The sequence below is a fragment of the Parasphingomonas caseinilytica genome (genome assembly GCF_036663755.1).
Taxonomy (GTDB): domain Bacteria; phylum Pseudomonadota; class Alphaproteobacteria; order Sphingomonadales; family Sphingomonadaceae; genus Sphingomonas.
In genome coordinates this window covers 200,108-220,212 of the sequence record NZ_JAXOJL010000006.1, presented here as the reverse complement: position 1 = coordinate 220,212, position 20,105 = coordinate 200,108, and the positions used below count along the sequence as shown (strand labels likewise).

Sequence of the window (20,105 nt, the reverse complement as noted above, 5' to 3'; positions counted from 1 at the left end):
ATAGCACGAGCGTGGCGATCACTTGTCCACAGCCTTGTTGCCGACCCGCCGCATCGCAACATCGAACGGGTCACGCGGAAGTGCTGCGAAGGCGAGACGCTCCCGACCGAGTGCGAATTCTAGCTTGAGCCGGTATCCAGGAAGCGGTTGGCGGCGAACGATATCGCGCAGCGCAAAGGCAAACTGCTTGCGCGGCGAAAGCACGCCGGACTTCAGATAGAGATGCGCGAGATCGAAGCTCCAGCCGCCGACCTGGCGGCCACCATGCTTGCGGACGATGCGGTAAAGCCAGCGCTCGAGGCCGCCGGAGAGCGCGAAATAGTCGCGGTCGATCGTCAGCACGAGCGCCTGATCGAGCACGCCTTCGTAGAACCAATCGGGCAAGATCATCTCGATTCCGAGCGGTCGGCCTGAGGCATCGAGCCGCTCCTTCCACTCGTTGATCCAGGAAAACCGGTGACGCCGCCGCTGTTGCGGCTGGCGGATCGTGGTTGCCACCGTGGTCGATTGCAGCCGGTCGAGCGCGGCTTTGAGCCGCTCGTAATCGCGCAGCGACACCCCCCGCTCGACGAACGTCAGGATTGCATGGGGGGTCGTCGCCATCAACCGGGAAGTGGGTCGGCCGCGATCACGCGCTTCCACGATCTGGCTCGCCGCCCAGATCAGGATATCGGCGTCCCAGATGGTCGCCATGCCGTGTTCGGCCGTCGCCTCCACGCTAATCGAAACGTCACCCAGCTTGAAATCGATCGGCTTCACGCGGCGCGATTTGGCGAGGCTGAAGAACGGCCAGGACATCAAATCCTGCGCGTCGCGCGGCGCGAGATTGCCCGGCACGGCGCGGAACAAGTCCAACTGCCGATCGCCAAGACTTGCCGCGATTAAGCCCTGTCGGAGAGCCATGTCAGCGCCGAACCGGACCAGCATATCCGGCGTGTTCGGGCTGCCGTTTCGCCGGCAGCACGACCCCATGGCCGGGATCGGAGGTTGAGCGGCGGACCCCTAAGTCGGCCCAACGCTGGATGTCATCCAGTGCGTAAACCACGCGCCCGCCGAGCTTGTGATAGGCCGGGCCGGTGCCATAGCAGCGGTGCTTTTCGAGTGTGCGAGCGGACAGGCCTAGGATCAACGCCGCGTCAGGCGTCCGCAGATAGCGTTTTGGGGAATCCGGCGGTGTTGCGGTCATCTCGGCGTCTCCAGCGTGAGCTTGGCGGTGTTCGCCAGCGCGCTCCATCTCCCGCAGACCTTGGAGGGAATTCGGCTAAGCTCAGAAGGCCCCGCGATATGCGGGCGACGACCTTCGCCGAGGCCAACCGCTCCTGCCTCGAAAGCTGGCGCACCAGGCGGCAAGCGCCGCCGCGACAGGTCAGCTCGCTAACTTGATGCCATTCCGTCCAGCACGGTTATCCGCGCTGACGCTGGCCATTACGCCCGAGCGGGGAGAACAGCATCGAGACTGTTCCAGGAAATATGCCGCGCATCGAACAACTGCCGTCGAACCGACACTATGTTGAACTCGGTGAGAGATTTGCAGGCGCGCGGCCGTACCGGGCGGTAGGATCAAGCAGCGTAAAGAATGACTGCGAAGACGTCCGGCAACGCGACGTTTGGCGGTGCGTCCGAGAACATCGGCGCGATCTGCTCGGGGCGATATCCGGCCAAGCCGCACCCAATCGGCGTCAGCTCGAATGCGATGTCGGGGTATCGGCGAGCGTAATCGAGGAATGCTGCGACATAGCCCGCTATCTCAGCGAGCGGTAATACGCGGAAATCATGGTGGTTGGTCGGAATGGCATAGGCGTTTCCTTGCCGACCGATCCCGCGGCCGTAAATCGCACCGCGACGCCGGCGAGCCCAGAGAGCCGCACCCTTACCGTGACGGCCGGCGAGGTTCGACCCGAAAACGAAGACCGGAGGAGAAGTCAGGGTTTGCATTGATGGACTCCTGCTGAAAATAAGAATGTTCGGTTGCAGCGAGTTATCGAATTCGCGGCTGCGGCTCTCACGCGCGAAAGCCCCGCCCGGCATTGCCGGGCGGGGCCTCCTCACGGCGTCAGTCGTTGTTGGCGCGGCGCGGGCGCGACCAGATCAGGCTGCTGGTGTCGTCGCCTTCGTCGTCGAAGAGGTTGGCGAAGATCGGTGCGGTGAAGCTGGGATCGTCGAGCTTGACCAAGAGATATTCGCGCTGCTCGGCCGAGGTCTTCGTCCAGGCGGCCCCGATTTCTGCGCGGCCAACGAACACGCGGTGGGTCGGTGCTGCGTCGTTCGAGCGGTTGGTTTCGGCCACGATGCGGACGCCCTTGGCCTGAACGCTGAGGGTAACGATTTCGCCTTGATAGTCCTGACCGACCTTCTTGAAGCTGCCGATGTTTGCCATGATGATATTCCTTCGTGATTTCGAGCCCGCCCTATGCGGCCTCGATGGCGTGCAAAGGACGGGTGCGATCGCCGCCGCAGCGTCAGCCCGCAGCGTAGCGGAGGACTGCGGGACGGGCGGTTTCATGCTTCGCGAGGAATGGGCGCAGCCCAGGGGAAGAAACTGCCCGGCCCGCGGTTGCGGTCAAGGCGTATCGAGGCGAAGCCGACACCCGGCTAGCTCAGCCATTGAAGAGGCCGTTGGAGCGGGCTTGATCACCAAAGGAATAGACCCGGCAAGACGCAGCTTTTTAGATCGACATGCGGCACTTGCCTGATCGTTGCCCGTGTTAGGCCACTTCGCTACTAGCCCGACAACTCCCGACAAACGTTGATCTGACCCCACCATCCGTGATCGTTCGTGACCCAACGACCGCCTGGTGACATTGGGCACGCGCGACGTCACGTTCCAGAATGGGGCATCCCTTCGCTGTCAACGCCCCGCCACGCTGCACCTTCGACCATGATGGCGATGATGGTGCGCACCGCATCAGAGCCAACGAGCGGTGCGGTAAGGCCCATGACGGCATGATAGGCGGCGACCAACGCAGGTGCTGCAAACGCGGTCAAAATGCCCAAGCGCACCATTGGCGAAATGGCCTGCGCGGCCATCATCCTGCCACTGATCAGCACAGTAAGTGCGACCGCGCAGGCGCAGATGAGGACGGAACCCAACCCAAGGCCAGCATGAGCGAGAAATAGCGTCGTCGTTACCGCAGAGAGGAGCGGTAAGGCGTGCACGGTGAGTTTGACGAGGCACCAGCATAGACCAATGCGACGGCGATCAGGATCGGAATGGCAAAAATCACGAGCGTCCTCGTTGACGAAACAGGTCGTCGGACAGAGGGCCGTAGGAGGCGTCGTACTGACAGGCCAATGTCGGCTGGCGCCTCTCAACGGCCCGAATACGGTCGTTTCCACCCTGCGTGATTCCGGCCAGAAGCGAAATTGACCTTACCTATATCGGCCCGCATGACCGGATCAACATGTCGCAATCCGAGGGCGCGAAGTCATGGCATGGACAGAGTGAAGCTGGTCGCAATCGCTGCCGTAGTATGTGTTACGCTATTGCAAGCTTTTGGCTCGTCCGGGAGGGAGCAGTGGCGCAATGCCACGGCCGCAAAATCTCGGGTCTTCGGTGTTGATCATGCACAGTGTGCCGTGAATAAAGACCGAGACGCGGTAATTGGGTATCTTGCCCTCCCGGTTGGAACAGAGGACGCGGCGATACTTGCGAAGGCGCTTCCGCCGGAATGCATGAACCGCGCGATCGGATAATCCTACAGATCGATGCTTAGGCGGGCTCAGGCGACGCGGCCACGGCCGTAAACTCCTAGCTGTGATGGCGCTGCTTGAAGCACACCCTCGTCCACATGTTCGGCGAATTGGGCGAAGTTCTCGACGAACAGATCGACCAGCTTGGCCGCAGTGGCGTCATATTCCGCCTTGTTCGCCCAGGTCTCGCGCGGGTCGAGGATCGCGCTGTCCACGCCCGGCACGCTGACCGGCACCTTGAAGCCGAAGTTCGGATCGGTGCGGAACTCGGCGTCGTTGAGCGACCCGTCGAGCGCGGCGTTGAGCAATGCACGCGTCGCCTTGATGGGCATGCGGTTGCCGGTGCCGTATTTGCCGCCGGTCCAGCCGGTGTTGACCAGCCAGCAATCCACCCCGCCCTTGGCGATCCGGCTCTTGAGCAGATTGCCGTAGATCGAGGGATGGCGCGGCATGAACGGCGCGCCGAAGCAGGTCGAGAAGGTCGCATCCGGCTCGGTTACGCCGATCTCGGTGCCCGCAACGCGTGCGGTATAGCCCGAGAGGAAGTGGTACATCGCCTGATCCGGCGTCAGTTTCGAGATCGGCGGCAGGATGCCGTAAGCATCCGCTGTCAGCATCACGATGTTGCGCGGCACCGGCCCCATATTCTCTTCCGAGGCATTGGGAATGAAGTCGATCGGATAGGCGCCACGGCTGTTCTCGGCCAGGCTGTTGTCCTCCAGATCGAGCGCGCGGGTGACCGGATCCATCACGACGTTCTCCAGCACCGTGCCGAAGCGCTTGGTGGTGGCGAAGATCTCGGGCTCGGCATCGGCCGACAGGCGGATCATCTTGGCATAGCAACCGCCTTCGAAATTGAACACCGCAGTGTCCGACCAGCCATGTTCGTCATCGCCGATCAGCGTGCGACTGGCATCGGCGCTGAGCGTCGTCTTGCCGGTACCGGACAGGCCGAAGAACACCGCAGTGTCGCCGTTCGGGCCGATATTGGCCGAACAGTGCATCGGCATCACGCCGTCGACCGGCAGCAGATAGTTGAGAAGACTAAATACCGCTTTCTTCATCTCGCCGGCATATTTCGTGCCGCCGATCAGGATGAGCTTCTCGGTAAAATTGACCGCGATCACCGTCTCGCTGCGGCAGCCGTGCTTGGCCGGATCGGCGCGGAAGCTCGGCAGATCGATGATTGTGTATTCCGCCTCGAACCCGCGCAGTTCGGATTCCTGCGGTCGCACGAGCATCGTACGGATGAACAGATTGTGCCAGGCCAGTTCCGTCACGACCCGAACGCGCACCCGATTTTCAGGCTGCGATCCGCCGAACAGATCCTGGATATATAGGTCTTCCTTGTCCTTCAGCGCGGCCATGAAGTCGGTCTTCAGCGCAGCGAACTGTTCGGGGCTCATGCCCTTGTTGCTCTTGCCCCACCACACGACGGACTCGGTTTCGGCATCGCGGACGACGAACCTGTCTTGCGCAGAGCGGCCTGTGTGCGGTCCGGTCTCGACAACGAGCGGACCATCGGCAGACAATCTGCCCTCGCCGCGAGAGATCGCCGCATCGACAAGGCGGGCGGTGACAAGGTTCCAGTGCAAGGTGCCACGGGTCTTAATGCCCTGTGCCGCAAGACCCTGAGCCAGGAATTCCCTGTTCGCTCGGGCTGACTTTCCAGTATCGACCGACGTAGTGCTTCCGGACAAAACTCTATCACCGCTTTCATGCTGCGGGGCGGGGGGAGCCGCAATCATAGTCCGGGCGCCGCCGGCCGCTGGCATCCCCGGAAACGGCAGTGGAACAGTCTCGCGTGTCAAATCGAGCAGCGTTCCGGCAAAACATCGCGGATTGGTCAGGTCGCGGAAGGTCGTCTCCAGAGCGCTGACCGCCTGATCCTGATCGCTTTCTGGCAGACTTGCCTCGCGTAAAGCCCGAACAAGCCAGTTGGTCGTTTCGCGCACGCGGGCACCGCCGTTCCCCAGCCAGTACGAATAATGCAGCCAGATTCTCCCGCGAAAGAGGGGAAAATCACTAAGTTCCACGAGCAGATCATGGAGTGCACCGGAGAAATCGAGCATGCGTTCCAGACCCCCGAGCAACTCGGTACGTTCGGGCCGATCCAGCCACGCTGCCATAGCGTCGCGATTGGCGAAGGCGCGCTGCAACTCGGTGATGTGAGTGCCGGCAACCTCGTGGTCGTCAAGCAGGAACAGGAAGTTCAGGAGCGGTTGATCAGCGAGGAGTTGCGCGTTCAAACTGAGAAAGCGCTGCAACTTGCCATTCCAGTCCGACCTGGTTTTTTCCAGACGGTCGATCGTCTGAAAATTCGGAGGAAGCCGGCCCTCAAGGTCAGCACGGGCAAGCAAGCCGTACGCCATCGGGTAATGCCGGGTCATATAGAGTTCGGCTGCAGGTTGGGCGAAGATACGGCTAACATCGGCGCTGGCGACTCCGCGGGCGTCCAGCGCTGTCGCAAGGTCGCCGCTAATGATGCTGACCAGGGAAGTCATCTCAATCAATTCGTCGAATGCGGTCCGTCGCTCAGATTCGCGTGCTGTAATAGGACGGTCGCTGTGCAGTCGATACAGATCGAAGGTTCGCTTGATTGGTCCGGTCATGCTCGACAGTACGAAATCCACCAGAGCGCCTGCCTCGAACTGCGCCAGGATATCATCGATTGCCCGTTGGGCGGACAAGGTCGACACCGCTCCGATCGCGCTCACACCAAGGCCTCCCGGACAAAGGTTGCAGCTTCGGCAACTTTGCAGATGCTCACATGATTATGTCTGGGCCAGACGACCTGGATCGGATCGTTGCAGAACCGGTCCACCCGGACCACTTTCTCTTGCGCCCCAAACACCACGCGTTTCGCCTTCAACGATTCCTCCCATCCCTCGGCAATGTAACGTTTCGTGTCGTCGCTGAGGCGATTGAGAAAAGGGCTGTCCGGTTTGAGATCATCTAACGCGGGGCGCCCGAGTTTGAAGCCGACCAGAATTGTCGAAACAATACCGCCCAGACCGCCAGTCAGAAAATTTTGGTCATTGAGAAGCCGCGTACCCATATGTGCTGGTGCAAACAAAACCAGTCTTGTTCTTGCAGGCCACCTGTCGCGACTTTCGATAGCATCCAACAGCGCCCGCCGAGCGACCGGGGCACCTAGTGAATGTGCGACAACGAATATGTGCGCATAGTTGCGTTGAACGGCTGTGCGTCCAGCACGCGCGGCAGCACTGGACCATGCTGGGTGGTTATCGACGATTGCATTGATAAAGTCGCGGAGCAGTACTGCGGAATTGGCAGCGGGCGTGTTGGTGCTGTCGTAACCGTAGGACACAACGTCGGCCTGACCGACTGCGAATTCGCTGTCTTCTATCAGAGACTGCATGCCGGTCCAGGTATTGGCAGCACCTCCACCAAACCCATGAACCATAAGGATCAGGGTGTCGCACGCCCCGGACGTGAAATGGGCAAAGGTACCGTGCCCCCAAGGAAGCGTTTGTGCGGATGAGTGCGGCATAAGATCCTGTGCGATCAAGACGCGAATCTCGTTCGCAACGCAAGAGGCAGGCGAGAGGCATGCTTTGCCCAGATGCCCGGGCGATGATTGCCGTTGTGCCGAGGATGAAATGCTCAACCGAATTCTAAGCAACAAACTGTGCTGGAGGTTGATGCCAGCGAGGGGTGCGCGCAGCTGGCGCATGTAGGCGGCGGGGCCACTGACCAAGCTGCAGAGCTGGCCGTACGACCAAAGGACGGGCGCGACCGGCGCGTCCTGCCCGGGCACGATCAGCGAGAACCACCACTCGGCATCGCCGCGACTTGCTTCCACGCGTGCGCCTGTGTCTCAACGATGCGGGCGGTCGCCGCTCGGCTCTGGCGCGGACCGCAGCATTGAGTGACCCCAGTGATAGGAAGCGCTCGTCGTTGGGCCGCGAGAACCACTCGGACGAGACACGGCCGATCCGCTCGCCGCGGCTGATGTCGATCTTATAGCCGGCCGAAGGAAGCGGACGCGGTCGCGCCAAAGGGGGAGCGGCAGCAGGAAGGCCAGTCGTGGTCAGGGGAATCTCCATGACAGGCAGCCGGCAGACTCTCTCTCTCCGCCCTCAGCCCGTTACGAGGATTCCCTGGTCCCCCCTTACACTTTCGACCCAGATCAAGGTTCCAAGGCAAGGTTACGAAGCGACAGCAGCGCCAACAAACTTTTACGATTTTGTTGCGGGTTGATTGCCATAACAATGGCTACAGGAGAAAAACGGTGTGGACCAAGTGCGGACCAAAGCCGAAAAGAGGTGTCGCCATCGCGACGGCCTAAGCCGTAAATTATTGATTTCACTGGAAAGACTGGAGCGGGCGAAGGGATTCGAACCCTCGACCCCAACCTTGGCAAGGTTGTGCTCTACCCCTGAGCTACGCCCGCTCTGGCGCCGTGCCGCGGTGGTGACACCGGGCGGGGAGGGGGGCCTTTAGCAGCGACATACGAACCCGGCAAGCCCCCTCTTCACACCCTGTCTTCACAGATACGAAAAGGGTTGGCTTGCCGCCCCGACGCCCCACATAAGGCGTTCAAGCAAAAACGGAGTCTGTCTTGGCCACCCTGGGATTGAATGCGGCGGAACGCGAAGCGGTCGATGATTTCCGTCGCGACGTCGTCGAACCGTCGATGACGAACCTGGTCGTCATCGATTTCTGGGCCGAATGGTGCGGCCCGTGCAAGGCGCTGACCCCGGTACTGGAAAAGGTCGCGGCCGATTATGCCGACAAGGGCGTGATCCTGGCCAAGGTCGACACCGACAAGAATCAGTTTATCGCCAGCCAGTTCCAGATCAAATCGATCCCCACCGTCTATGCGATGTTCCAGGGACAGTTGGTCGCCGACCTGACCCCGGCGCGCACCGAATCGCAGCTGAAGACGATGCTCGACCAGATTCTCGCCAAGCTGCCGGTGCCGAGCCCGGCGGCGGACCTGGAGGCCGAGATCGAACCGCTGATCGCAATGGGCGAACAGGTGCTGGCCGATGGCGATGCCGAGCGTGCGATCGACATTTTCCGTCAGGTCGCCGACATCGCCCCGGCGCATCCGGCGGTACATTCCGGTTTCGTCCGCGCGCTGGTGGCCGCCGGACAGCTCGATGAGGCCGATGCGCATCTCGCCGCGTTGGACCAGGAAACCGCCAAATCGCCCGAGCTTGAACGCGCGCGCACCGCGCTGGCCCTGGCGCGCGATGCCCGGCCGGTCGACGATCTGTCCGGCCTCGCCGCCGAGGTTGCCGCAAATCCGGACGATCATGCCAAGCGCTTCGAACTCGCGGGTGGCCAGATGGCGGCGGGCGACCGCGATGCCGCGGCCGAATCGCTGCTTGCGATCGTCGCCGCCGAACGCGACTGGAACGATGGTGCCGCGCGCGCGCAATTGCTCAAGCTGTTCGAGGTCGTCGGCCTCGAGGACCCGTGGGTCTCCGCGCAACGCCGCAAGCTTTCCGCGATCCTGTTCGGGTGAGCGCGCCCGTGAACAGCATCACGCGCCTGTCGGTCTTCCCGCTGCCCGGCGCGTTGCTGTTTCCGGGGATGCACCTGCCGCTGCACATTTTCGAGCCAAGATACCGCGCGATGATGAGCGATGCGATGGCGCGCGACCGGCGCATCGGCATGATCCAGCCGCGCCCCGGTGCCTATGCCCCGAACGAGCCGCCGCCCTTGTTCGACATCGGCTGCGTCGGCAAGATCGCCGAATTCGAGGCGCTGGAGGATGGGCGCTACAACCTCGTGCTCGAAGGGCTGTCGCTGTTCCGCATCCTGCGCGAACTGGACGTCACCACCGCGTTCCGTCAGGTCGAGGCGGAATTACTGCCGATCGTCGCGGACGATGAGGTACTGTCGCTCTCCCGCCGCTCCTCGCTGGAAATGGAATCGCGCCGCTTCGCCGATGCGCAGGGCTATGCGGTGGATTGGGAGGCGGTGAACCGGCTCGACGACGAGGCGTTGGTCAACGGCATCGCCCAGATCGCGCCGTTCGACGTCGCCGCGAAGCAGGCGCTGCTCGAGGCCCCGGCGATCGAGGACCGGGCCGAACTGATCATCCAGCTGATGCAATTCTTCGGGCGGCACGACGGCGAGGAATCGGTGACGCTGCAATAACTAACCGACGACCGCTTACGCCCCATTTGCGGTCACTCGATCATTAGCTTTCGTATGCCGAAAATGGTCATTCATTCTGCTTATTTAGCTAAGAAATGAGCGCCTAGACGGGCGGATAGGCTAAGCAACAAAGGGCAAATATGACTACGCCAATCGGCGGGACTACCCGCGCGCCATCGATGATGCGCTCCAACAGCGTGTAACCCATCCTAGACGCCGGGGCTTTTTCAAATACGCTATATCTATATAGCAAGGCACCTTTGTACGTCTTATAAGCAGCCACCCATGATGGATCATCATTCTCCTTAACCTGGGCAGTCAACCATTCTTCCTCGTCCCGCAATTTCTTTAGTCTCGTAGTCCGATTTCGAATAGAGATTTTTGCCTGACGAATTTCTTCGTCAGTTGGTGTTACACTTTTAATTCTAATCGGGAGGACGCCTAGTTCATGTTTCGTATTTGTATCCAAGATCGCTTTCGCGTTTTCTGCACTTAGAGTTGCAATCTCATTTCGCAATTTTCGCAATTCGGGCGTCGATAAATTCGCCTTCGCTTCGTCCAGCGCGATTTTTGCTTTCGTTTCTTTTTCTCTTGCTATCGCAAGTTCATCTTCCCGACGGAAAACCAACCGTTCATCTAAAGTAATATCGTATGTTACAATTAACTGACAGACTAAAAGGATGTATTGTAAACCTAAATAGGAAAGACCGAATGCCACTGAAACCGAGAGTGCATGAGCCGGAAGGTTTATGACGTGAAGCAAATCCTTCGCTGCTTTTTCGTCGTACAGATCGAAAGATAGAGCGAAAGAAGCGAAAGAGAGTATATACATCCACTTTCGTGTCTTGAGCACACGAACATACGGTCCGTCCGCTGCGGTATGTTCATCATCACCAAAAATGATCTGAAATATAGTGCACCCTACATCTGTCTAGCGCTAGGTATAGCCGATCCGCCTTCCTCGCGCTAGCTACAACGCGCTTCTTAGCTTTCAGATGTCTGGTTGACGCATGAAAGCGCCTCTAAAACCTAAAGTGCCTTAGCCGAATGTCGGCTTTGCTCGTTGCAGTGCCGAAACCTGTCAGTCCGCTCGTCACCACAAGCGGACGCGACCCTAAACCATCATCCCCTGCAACAGCTTCGGCACCTCGCCGCTTTCGCCGCGCGCTTCGGCCATGAAGCGATCCTTCAGCGCGGGCAGTTTCTGCACCGCGGACAGGCCGAAGCGGCGCGCGGCGTTGGCGGTCTTGCCGGGGATGCCGAACAGGTGCTGCAAGCCATCCGTGACGATCGACACCATCAACGTATCAAGACTGCGCCAGCGCTGATAGCGTGCCAGCAAGGCCGGATCGCCAAGATCGAGGCCGAGGCGTTTGCCCTCCACCAGCACCTCGACCAACGTCGCCACGTCACGGAAACCGACATTGACGCCCTGGCCCGCGATCGGGTGAATCCCGTGCGCGGCATCGCCCACGAGGGCCAGCCGGTTCGACACGATCTGCGCCGCGTGATGGAAACCGAGCGGGTAGCTCGATCGTCCGCCGAGTGGACCGAGCTTCCCCAAGAACCCGCCCATCTTCTTCTCCGCTTCGGCGAGGAAGCCGCGTTCGGACAGCTTCAGCATGCCCGGCGCCTCGGCCCGCGAAACCGACCAGACGATGGCAGAACGGTGCCCCGCCGCATCGTCGTTCAGCGGCAGGATCGCAAAGGGGCCTTGGGGGTAGAAGATTTCGAAAGCGGTGTTTTCGTGGCTGTGTTCGTGGTGCAGCGAGGTGACGATCGCGGCGTGATCGTAGTTCCAGCGCGCGGTGCGAATCCCCGCCGAATCGCGCGTCGGCGAGTTGCGGCCCTCCGCCGCGATCAGCAACGGCGCGGAGATCGTCGCGCCCGAATCCAGCGTGGCCACCACGCCATGTTCGCCGCGGTCTACCGAAATTGCGCGCGTTTTCATGCGCAGATCGACGCGCGGCGCGGCCACCGCCGCTTCGTACAACGCCCCCCGGAGCAGGCGATTCTCGAACATATGGCCGAGCGCACCATCATCCGCGCCGGGTTCGAAATCGAGCGCGCCTGGCTCCAGCCCATCGCTGACCCGGATTCCCGCGATCGGGCAGCCATTGTCGCCGAGTCGATCGAGCACCCCGATCGCGCCCAGCATCCGGTACGGCGCGCTGGCGATCGCCGACGCCCGCCCGTCGAACCCGGCGGCGAGAATCACCTCCGGATCGGCGATATCAACCACGATAGCGCTCAGCCCATGCGCATCCAGCGCCACGGCCAGCGCGCTGCCGACCAGTCCGCCGCCGAGAATGATGACATCTGCTTTTTCCATGGCCCGGACCCTAGAGCCGTGCGCCGCCGCTGCCAATCCGCCGACGCACCGCGACATGCGCCATCTTGACGTCGGACTCCCGAAAGCGGATGATTTCGGGAACGAACAGCGGACAGAGTGGGGACAAGACAATGGCGAGCCGGGCTCGACCAGCGCTGTGGCGCGAGACGGTGAAGGCGGGGGCGGTGCGCAGCAGCGCGCTGCTCGGCGCGCTGGCGCTGTTCGCCGCGACGATCGTGATGGTCACCGCACTCGCCAGCTATCATTCCGGCGATCCGTCGCTCAACACCGCGTCGGGCGGGCCGGCGGAGAATTGGCTGGGCCTGCCGGGCGCGTGGTTCGCCGATCTGGCGCTGACCTTGTTCGGCTGGACGGTGCTGTTGCTGGTGCCGATCGCGCCGATCGTCGCGCTCCGGCTGTGGCGCGACGAGCCGGCCGGGCGCTGGCTGCGCATGCTGGCGGGCGGCGCACTGGGCGCGGTGCTGATCGGCACGGCGGTATCGTTCTTCGCCGCATCCTCGGTGCTGACCCTCCCCGCCGGATGGGGTGGCGTGCTCGGCCTGGGCCTGGCCGACGGCCTGCGCTGGGGAATCGGTTTCATCGGCGAACCGGTCGCCATGTTGTGGACCGGACGCGGAATCGGGCTGCTCGCCGGATTGATCGGCGTGGTCGTGTGGGCGCGCAGCCTGCAGGTCGCGCTGTCCGCCCCGCGCTTGCCGAGCCTGCCGCGTTTCCGCGCCGAACCCCGCCTGACCGACGAGCGCGAGGCGTTCGTCGCCGAACCGGCGCGCAAGGCCACGCCCGCGCCGCGCGCGGTGGCGATGCCCGACGCTCGCCCCGGCCCGGTGATCGCCGACCGCAACGTCGCGCCCTCGGTCGCCAAGCCCAAGGCGACGCAGGAAAGGCTCGACCTGCGCGACAATAATTATCGCCTGCCCTCGATCGACCTGCTGGTGCCCGCACCGCCCGCCCCCGGCGCGGCGATCGACAAGGCGTCGCTGGAACGCAATGCCCGGCTGCTCGAATCGGTGCTGGACGATTTCCACGTGAAGGGCTCGATCGTCGAGGTACGGCCCGGCCCGGTCGTCACGATGTACGAACTGGAGCCGGCGAGCGGCATCAAGGCGAGCCGCGTGATCCAGCTCGCCGATGATATCGCGCGCAACATGAGCGCCATTTCCGCACGCGTCGCGACCATTCCGGGGCGCACCGTGATCGGCATCGAATTGCCCAACGCGCGGCGCGAGACGGTCGGCCTGCACGAACTGATCGCGTCGCAGACGTTCGAGGACCAATCGGCATCGTTGCCACTGGTGCTGGGCAAGAACATCGCCGGCGATCCGGTGATCGCCGATCTGGCGCCGATGCCGCATCTGCTCGTCGCCGGCACCACCGGTTCGGGCAAGTCGGTCGGCCTGAACTGCATGATCCTGTCGCTGCTCTACCGGCTGACGCCGGACCAGTGCCGCATGATCATGATCGATCCCAAGATGCTCGAACTGAGCATGTACGACGATATTCCGCATCTGCTGTCGCCGGTCGTCACCGATCCGGCCAAATCGGTGCGCGCGCTGAAATGGGCGGTCGAGCAGATGGAGGACCGCTATCGCCAGATGTCGTCGGTCGGCGTGCGCAGCCTGGCGAGCTTCAACGACAAGGTGCGCGCGGCCAAGGCCAAGGGCCAGCCGCTCGGCCGCAAGGTGCAGACCGGCTACGATCCCGACACGCGCCAGCCGATCTACGAGGAAGAGACACTCGATTTTCAGGTGTTGCCACAGATCGTGGTGATCGTGGACGAACTCGCCGATCTGATGATGACCGCGGGCAAGGAGGTGGAATTCCTCATCCAGCGTCTGGCGCAGAAGGCGCGTGCGGCCGGCATCCACCTGATCATGGCGACGCAGCGCCCGTCGGTCGACGTCATCACCGGCGTGATCAAGGCCAACCTGCCGACGCGCATCAGCTTCCACGTCACCAGCAAGATCGATTCGCGCACCATCCTGGGCGAACAGGGCGCCGAACAGCTGCTCGGCAAGGGCGACATGCTCTACATGCCCGGCGGCAAGGGCACTGTGCGTGTGCACGGGCCGTTCGTCAGCGACGATGAAGTGCGCGCGGTTGCAGATCACTGGCGCGGGCAGGGCAAGCCGGATTACATCCAGTCGGTCACCGAGGAGCCGGAGGACGGTTTCGCGCTGGACGGCGCGCCGGAGGGCGAGGATTCGGCCGAGGACCAGCAATATCGCAATGCCATTCAGCTGGTGGTGGAAAGCCAAAAGGCGTCCACCTCCTGGCTCCAGCGCCAGCTCCGCATCGGCTACAACAGCGCCGCCCGACTGATCGAGAGGATGGAAAAGGATGGCATCGTGGGGCGACCCGACCATGTAGGGCGCCGCGAGGTGCTCCGCGATCGCGACGGGAACCCGCTCTAGGCGCGGGCGGTTCAGAGCGGGTTCAACGCCGCCCGTCGATAAGGGCGATCCGTCTTCAGGAGAATTCCGTGAATTTCCGCCTCATTTCCGCGCTCGCTGTAGCGCCAATGCTGGTCGCCGCGACCGCGCCGGGCGATCTCGGCTTGGTCCAGACGCACCTGCAAGCGGTGCAGAGCATGACCGCAAGCTTCACCCAGACCGATCGCACCGGCAAGGTCCTGAACGGCACGCTGACGCTGAAGAAGCCGGGCAAGATCCGCTTTCAGTATGAAAAGGGCGTGCCAATCCTGATCGTGGGCGACGGCAAGGCATTGTGGTTCCTGGATTATTCGGTCGGGCAGAAGCAGCGCTGGCCGATCGGCAATTCGCCGCTCGGCGTGCTGCTGGATCCCACGCGCGACATGACGAAGGTGGCGCGCGTCGTGTCGGGCAACGATCCGCGCATCATTTCGGTCGATGCCGCCGACCCCAAGCATCCCGAATATGGCCGCATCACCTTGGTGTTCGTGCGCAACGCCGCCGCGCCGGGCGGGCTGATGCTGCAGGGCTGGGTCGCGCTCGACGCGCAGAACAACCGCACGACGATCCGCCTGACTGGCCAAAACTTCAACGCGCCGGTGAGCGACGGAACGTTCCGCTTCAACGACCCGCAGCGCAATTCCGGCCCGCGCAAGTAATCCATTCATATTGGCGACAGGTTTGCTGTCCTAAAGGCGGTCTTGCGGATGCGGCGCGGTTCGGGATTTTCCCCCCTGTTGCTCGAATTATAGCGCTCATCCCGCCTGCGTGACGAACGCCAGGTCGGCCCTCGCTCCATGCCCCCGGAGCGGGGGCCATTCCTTTTTCGGGCTTGGCGCATCGCTCGGCGGCCTATTTTTTGAGCGATTTCCTATCGCCAGTTTACCGTGGGCAGATCGACCCAAGCGAAGACCGGCTTCCCGTCGACACGATGAGGCGCGATTGGCCGAAGATTTTCCGGACGGAAAATACGTAGAGTTTGTCTGGCCATCTTAAACTGACGCGTTCCGGAATCCGGCACCTCGACAAATATAATGCGTCCGTCAGGCGCGACCAAACCGCGCGTCGCTACGCGTCCGCGAATATGGTCCACCTCAGCGGCACGCAACTGAGCAAGCAGTCTTTCACCCCCGATATCTGCAACGGTCACGACACGGCCGAGTTCGGCGATCTCGCCTTGGTTGAAAGAGCGCGCCGCGCCGAGCATGGAATTGTAATCGTCGATTCTGATATTTGCGAGCGATGCGAGCTGTTTCGCCACGTTGAGATAATCCGGTTTGCCGAACGAACCTTGCATCTCGAGATCGGCAAACCGTCGTATAGCTGGGATATTCCATCCCGCAGCAGACGAGAGAAGCAAGGAACGCGCGCGCACCTTGTCGCTTGAGAGAAGGAGGTTGGCCAGCAGAAGCTGAGCCTCGTCACGTCCTGCCGCTGCCGCTTTTTCCAGCATCGCGCGATCGTCAGGTCGCGACAACACAGCGGTCAACGTATCGGCTGGACGGGCTCCCCAATCTTCCACCGTCAGCTGAGTCAGGCCAAGAATACGGGCCGCCAGGAACAAGGACCGTGCCCGTGACATGTCCTGTGGAACACCGACGCCTCGGCGATAGGCCATACCCAGCCAATTGAAGGTATTGTCGGGTCCACGCCGGTTTGCCGGACCGTCGGCGGCAAGAAACGTCAGTAGCGCAACGGCGGCTTTCGGATCTGACTGGCACGTCAAAAACGGTTTGCCTCCATCCAATGGTCGTTCGGGATCTGGCATTGAAGTGAGCAGCAGACCTTTCGCGACGGAATAGATGTCAGCAGCGCGATCGTCGCTAATATCGGAGGGACCCTCTCCTGCTTGCGGCAGCGCCCGCACGATTTCAGCGGCGTCACGAATTCTGGCTTTCAGTTCACCACTGGGTTGGGAATATTCCTGCCCAACGCACGTCTTGGCGACAGCCAACTGACTGGTTTGAGCGGCAGTCCAGGCCGGTGCCAGAGGTTGAACCGCAGCAACGGAAATAGGAAAGACGAGAATCAGGCATGCCCGTTGCCCGACGTATCTAAATGTCTTTCCGGAAAAAGCTTTCATGCTGACAAGAGTTACATGGAGCAGGTTACTCGAAGATTGATCGAGAGCGCGCTTTTGCACTGGGTTGAAAATTCGCTTCGCCTGAAATTTGCAAACTGAATGACTGATATCTGACGTTCAAGGGGCAGCGCGTCGGATAGCGTGAGTCTTTCACAAGGCACGCCACACCACTCTGGTGCTGCCCCCATAGCGTGGCTACATGCGGCCGATGGCACAGCCGCTCAAGATCGTTTCCTGGAACATCAATTCGGTCCGTTTCCGCATCGAGATCGTCGAACGTTTCCTCCGCGAGGTGCAGCCGGACGTGCTGTGCCTGCAGGAAACCAAGGTGATCGACGGCGATTTCCCCAGCGCCCCGTTCCGCGCGCTGGGGTATGACCAGATCATCCTGCATGGGCAGAAGATGCATCACGGCGTCGCGATCCTGTCGCGCATTCCGCTGATCGAGGATGATCGCTACGATTGGCAGGCGAACATGGAGGCGCGGCATGTCGGCGTGCGGTTGCCGAACGGCGTGCGGCTCGACAATGTCTATGTGCCGGCGGGCGGCGACGTGCCGGATCGCGACGTGAACCCGAAATTCGGCCAGAAGCTCGATTTCGTCGCGCGCATGACGCGCTGGTCGGAGGATCTGAAGACGCCGACGATCGTCACCGGCGATTTCAACATCGCGCCGCTCGAATCCGACGTGTGGAGCCACAAGCAATTGCTCAACGTGGTCAGCCATACGGCCGTAGAGGTCGCGGCGCTGAACGGGTTGAAGGAGTCGAATAGCTGGGTCGATCTCGGGCGGCATTTCCACCCGGCACCGGCGCGGCTGCACACGTGGTGGAGCTATCGCTCGCCCGATTTTACCGCCAACGATCGCGGGCGGCGGCTCGACCATATGTGGGCGACCGCCGATGTCGCAGCGAAAGCGGTGTCGCATACGGTGTTCGAGGATTGCCGGTCGTGGCTGAAACCATCGGACCATATTCCGATCATGACCGAGTTCGCGTTTTGAGCGATCCCCGCGCCTTGAGCGATCCTCGTCGGGCCGCGCTCGCGATCGATGCACTACGCCGTGGCTGGCCGATCGCGATTCGCGGTGCGGACGGCGTGCTGGCGCTGCTGCCGATCGAGACGGCCGATCCGGTGCGGATGGCGGCGTTCGACCCCGCCGGCACCGCCCCGGTGCTGCTGTCGGCCGGTCGCGCGCTGACGCTGAAGCTCGCCAATCAGGCCGATGCGGCGGTGCCGGACGCGCCAGTGCTGGTCGAGCGCGCGGCTTGGCTCGATTTCGATACCGCGACGGCGCTGGCCGATCCGCAATTCGACTTGCGGACGCCGATGAAGGGGCCGTTCCGGGCGATCTGCCTGGCCGAGCGCGATGCCGGGGCGGCGGCTTTGCGGCTGGCGCGGATCGGCGGGATGTTGCCGGCGTTCTTCGCGATTCCCGGCGGCAGCGCGGACCTGACGTTGCAGGTGGACGACATTGCCGGGCATGAGGATGCCGCGCGGCTCGCTATCGCCACGCGCGCGCGTCTGCCGGTCGGCGGGGCGGAGGATGCGGAGATCGTGGCTTTCCGCACGCCGGAAATGCCGGGCGAGCATATTGCGCTGCTGATCGGCACGCCCAACGGGCAGCCACCATTGGTACGGCTGCACAGCGAATGCCTGACCGGTGACGTGCTCGGCAGCCTGAAATGCGATTGCGGGCCGCAGCTAGATGCGGCGATCGCGGCGATTTCCGCCAGCGGCTGGGGCATCCTGCTCTATCTGCGGCAGGAGGGGCGCGGGATCGGGCTGATCAACAAGTTGCGCGCTTATGCACTGCAGGATCAGGGATTCGATACGGTCGATGCCAATACGCGGCTGGGTTTCGCGGTCGATTCGCGCAATTTCCGGGTCGCGGCACGGATGCTTGAATTGCTTGGGCAACGATTGGTGCGGTTGCTGACCAACAATCCCGAAAAGGTCGCGCAACTGGAGAGCGCCGGGATCGCGGTGGTGGAACGCGTGCCGCACATCCTGCCGGCCAACCCGCACAACGCGCAGTATCTCGCCACCAAGCGCGACCGCACCGGGCATCAATTCTAGGCGATCAGCAGCGCGATCTCGTCGAAGCTGCCGGCCAGATCCTGCACGCCGATCGCGCGCAACCGGTCGGCATGGTCGGGCGCGCAATGGCTTCCGCCGACAAACCCGATGACATGCCCGCCCGACGCCACCGCACCGGTCGCGCCGACGGGCGAATCCTCGATGATCGCGCTCGTCGCGATATCCACGCCCAGCGCGGCGGCGGCATGCAGGTACAGGTCCGGCGCCGGTTTGCCGCGCGTCACATGCTCGCGGCCGGAAAAGATCATCGCGCCAAAGCGGTCGCGCAGCCCGATATGGTCGAGATGGCGTTCGATCCAGGCGCTCGAACTGGACGAGGCGATGGCGATCGGCAGATCGGCGGGCAGGCCGCGCACGAAGCCGACCGCGCCGGCCACCGCATCGATCCCGGCGGCCATCACGCGCGCATCCTCGGCCTTGCGCGCGGTGTGGAAATCGTCCGGCAGCGTGCGCCCGATCCACGCTTCGACCGCGCCGATAAAGTCGGCCCCGGCCAGCCCCATGAACTTCGCCATGGATTGTTCGGCGGTGGTGGGATGACCGATACCGGTCAGGTAGGCGGCGATCTGGCGATTGCCGACGAGTTCGCTCTCGATCAGCACGCCGTCGAAATCGAAGATGATGGCGTCGAACTTCATGCGCGCGCTCCGAACAGGGCGGTGCCGACGCGGACATGAGTCGCACCGATCATCACCGCCGTTTCGTAATCGCCCGACATGCCCATGCTGAGCCCGGCGAGACCCGTTTCGCGCGCCAGTTTGGCGAGCAAGGCGAAATAGGATGCGGCTTCGGTGTCGGCGGGCGGGATCGCCATCAGCCCGGCGACCGGCAGGCCGGCGTCCCGCGCCATCGCCAGCAGCGCCGGCACGTCGGCGATCGCGCAGCCGCCCTTCTGGTCCTCGGCACCGATATTGACCTGGACGAAGCAGGCGGGGCGCTTGTCCGCGCGCTCCATCGCCTTGGCCAGCGCGGTCACCAGCGACGGGCGATCGACGGAATGGATCACGTCGAACAACGCCACCGCCTCCTCGGCCTTGTTCGATTGCAGTTGCCCGATCAGGTGAAGCACCGCGTCCGGATACGCCTCACGCAAGGCGGGCCATTTGCCCTCCGCCTCTTGCACGCGGTTCTCGCCGAAATCGCGTTGCCCGGCTTCGAGCAGTGGCAGGATCGCCTCGGCGGTTTGCGTCTTGGAGACGGCGATCAGCGTCACGTCGTCTGCCTTGCGCGACGCGAGCGCGGCGGCATGGGCGATCGACTGGCGAACGGATTCGAGCGCGGTTGCGGGATCGTGTGCGGACATCGGCGCTGCTAT

The 20,105-nt window shown here is 62.6% G+C and carries 19 protein-coding genes and 1 tRNA gene; 7 read left to right on the top strand and 13 right to left on the bottom strand.

Going from position 1 to position 20,105, the window contains the following annotated elements:
- Nucleotides 1-18 precede the first annotated feature (18 nt).
- The 6 genes from U1738_RS14305 to U1738_RS14280 form a co-directional block, all read right to left on the bottom strand.
- Nucleotides 19-903 carry a replication initiator protein A gene (locus U1738_RS14305; protein ID WP_332789719.1) on the bottom strand — a complete coding sequence of 295 codons (885 nt, stop codon included), beginning with the start codon at nucleotides 901-903 and terminating at the stop codon, nucleotides 19-21.
- 1 nt (nucleotide 904) lies between these two features.
- Nucleotides 905-1,186, bottom strand: a complete 282-nt coding sequence (locus U1738_RS14300) for a helix-turn-helix transcriptional regulator (protein WP_332789718.1) — start codon at nucleotides 1,184-1,186, stop codon at nucleotides 905-907.
- Nucleotides 1,187-1,560: 374 nt separating this feature from the next.
- Complete coding sequence (locus U1738_RS14295) at nucleotides 1,561-2,028, bottom strand: A1S_2505 family phage non-structural protein (RefSeq protein WP_332789717.1); 468 nt, start codon at nucleotides 2,026-2,028, stop codon at nucleotides 1,561-1,563.
- Between the two features lie 25 nt (nucleotides 2,029-2,053).
- The gene (locus U1738_RS14290; RefSeq protein ID WP_332789716.1) at nucleotides 2,054-2,377 is read right to left on the bottom strand and encodes a DUF736 domain-containing protein; all 324 of its coding nucleotides are present in this window, start codon (nucleotides 2,375-2,377) and stop codon (nucleotides 2,054-2,056) included.
- A gap of 440 nt (nucleotides 2,378-2,817) precedes the next feature.
- Complete coding sequence (locus U1738_RS14285) at nucleotides 2,818-3,090, bottom strand: hypothetical protein (protein ID WP_332789715.1); 273 nt, start codon at nucleotides 3,088-3,090, stop codon at nucleotides 2,818-2,820.
- A gap of 629 nt (nucleotides 3,091-3,719) precedes the next feature.
- Nucleotides 3,720-5,330 carry a phosphoenolpyruvate carboxykinase gene (locus U1738_RS14280; protein ID WP_332789771.1) on the bottom strand — a complete coding sequence of 537 codons (1,611 nt, stop codon included), beginning with the start codon at nucleotides 5,328-5,330 and terminating at the stop codon, nucleotides 3,720-3,722.
- Nucleotides 5,331-5,678: 348 nt separating this feature from the next.
- Here U1738_RS14280 and U1738_RS14275 point away from each other — a divergent pair, with 348 nt between their 5' ends.
- A complete protein-coding gene (locus U1738_RS14275) occupies nucleotides 5,679-6,464 on the top strand; it encodes a hypothetical protein (RefSeq protein ID WP_332789714.1) in 786 nt (261 codons plus the stop codon).
- On the opposite strand, the gene U1738_RS14270 is transcribed toward U1738_RS14275, so the two are convergent.
- On the bottom strand, nucleotides 6,404-7,516 hold the full coding sequence (locus U1738_RS14270; RefSeq protein WP_332789713.1) for an esterase/lipase family protein: 1,113 nt from the start codon (nucleotides 7,514-7,516) through the stop codon (nucleotides 6,404-6,406). The genes U1738_RS14275 and U1738_RS14270 overlap by 61 nt on opposite strands.
- 516 nt (nucleotides 7,517-8,032) lie before the next feature.
- Nucleotides 8,033-8,107 (bottom strand) — tRNA-Gly (locus U1738_RS14265).
- A 183-nt stretch (nucleotides 8,108-8,290) separates the two neighbouring features.
- Between U1738_RS14265 and U1738_RS14260 the strand changes: the two genes are divergently transcribed.
- Together U1738_RS14260 and U1738_RS14255 are read left to right on the top strand one after the other, a co-directional pair.
- Nucleotides 8,291-9,187, top strand: a complete 897-nt coding sequence (locus tag U1738_RS14260; protein WP_332789770.1) for a tetratricopeptide repeat protein — start codon at nucleotides 8,291-8,293, stop codon at nucleotides 9,185-9,187.
- An 8-nt stretch (nucleotides 9,188-9,195) separates the two neighbouring features.
- Nucleotides 9,196-9,825 carry an LON peptidase substrate-binding domain-containing protein gene (locus U1738_RS14255; protein ID WP_332789712.1) on the top strand — a complete coding sequence of 210 codons (630 nt, stop codon included), beginning with the start codon at nucleotides 9,196-9,198 and terminating at the stop codon, nucleotides 9,823-9,825.
- Nucleotides 9,826-9,928: 103 nt separating this feature from the next.
- Here the strand turns inward: U1738_RS14255 and U1738_RS14250 are convergent, their stop codons facing one another.
- The gene (locus U1738_RS14250) at nucleotides 9,929-10,657 is read right to left on the bottom strand and encodes a hypothetical protein (RefSeq protein WP_332789711.1); all 729 of its coding nucleotides are present in this window, start codon (nucleotides 10,655-10,657) and stop codon (nucleotides 9,929-9,931) included.
- 282 nt (nucleotides 10,658-10,939) lie between these two features.
- Nucleotides 10,940-12,157, bottom strand: a complete 1,218-nt coding sequence (locus U1738_RS14245; protein WP_332789710.1) for a UbiH/UbiF/VisC/COQ6 family ubiquinone biosynthesis hydroxylase — start codon at nucleotides 12,155-12,157, stop codon at nucleotides 10,940-10,942.
- Between the two features lie 131 nt (nucleotides 12,158-12,288).
- Between U1738_RS14245 and U1738_RS14240 the strand changes: the two genes are divergently transcribed.
- Nucleotides 12,289-14,589 (top strand): FtsK/SpoIIIE family DNA translocase, encoded by a 2,301-nt coding sequence (locus U1738_RS14240; protein ID WP_332789709.1) that lies wholly within the window; start codon nucleotides 12,289-12,291, stop codon nucleotides 14,587-14,589.
- 107 nt (nucleotides 14,590-14,696) lie between these two features.
- Nucleotides 14,697-15,266, top strand: a complete 570-nt coding sequence (locus U1738_RS14235; protein WP_332789769.1) for a LolA family protein — start codon at nucleotides 14,697-14,699, stop codon at nucleotides 15,264-15,266.
- A 212-nt stretch (nucleotides 15,267-15,478) separates the two neighbouring features.
- Here the strand turns inward: U1738_RS14235 and U1738_RS14230 are convergent, their stop codons facing one another.
- The gene (locus U1738_RS14230) at nucleotides 15,479-16,750 is read right to left on the bottom strand and encodes an SEL1-like repeat protein (RefSeq protein ID WP_332789708.1); all 1,272 of its coding nucleotides are present in this window, start codon (nucleotides 16,748-16,750) and stop codon (nucleotides 15,479-15,481) included.
- A 148-nt stretch (nucleotides 16,751-16,898) separates the two neighbouring features.
- Between U1738_RS14230 and U1738_RS14225 the strand changes: the two genes are divergently transcribed.
- Both U1738_RS14225 and ribA read left to right on the top strand, forming a co-directional pair.
- Nucleotides 16,899-17,693, top strand: coding sequence for an exodeoxyribonuclease III (locus U1738_RS14225; protein ID WP_332789707.1), 795 nt, complete (start codon nucleotides 16,899-16,901; stop codon nucleotides 17,691-17,693).
- A 14-nt stretch (nucleotides 17,694-17,707) separates the two neighbouring features.
- Nucleotides 17,708-18,769 carry a GTP cyclohydrolase II gene (gene ribA / locus U1738_RS14220; RefSeq protein ID WP_332789706.1) on the top strand — a complete coding sequence of 354 codons (1,062 nt, stop codon included), beginning with the start codon at nucleotides 17,708-17,710 and terminating at the stop codon, nucleotides 18,767-18,769.
- Here the strand turns inward: ribA and U1738_RS14215 are convergent.
- Both U1738_RS14215 and U1738_RS14210 read right to left on the bottom strand, forming a co-directional pair.
- Complete coding sequence (locus U1738_RS14215; RefSeq protein WP_332789705.1) at nucleotides 18,766-19,428, bottom strand: HAD family hydrolase; 663 nt, start codon at nucleotides 19,426-19,428, stop codon at nucleotides 18,766-18,768. The genes ribA and U1738_RS14215 overlap by 4 nt on opposite strands.
- On the bottom strand, nucleotides 19,425-20,093 hold the full coding sequence (locus tag U1738_RS14210) for a YggS family pyridoxal phosphate-dependent enzyme (RefSeq protein WP_332789704.1): 669 nt from the start codon (nucleotides 20,091-20,093) through the stop codon (nucleotides 19,425-19,427). Before U1738_RS14210 ends, U1738_RS14215 begins: the two co-directional genes overlap by 4 nt.
- Between the last annotated feature and the right edge of the window lie 12 nt (nucleotides 20,094-20,105).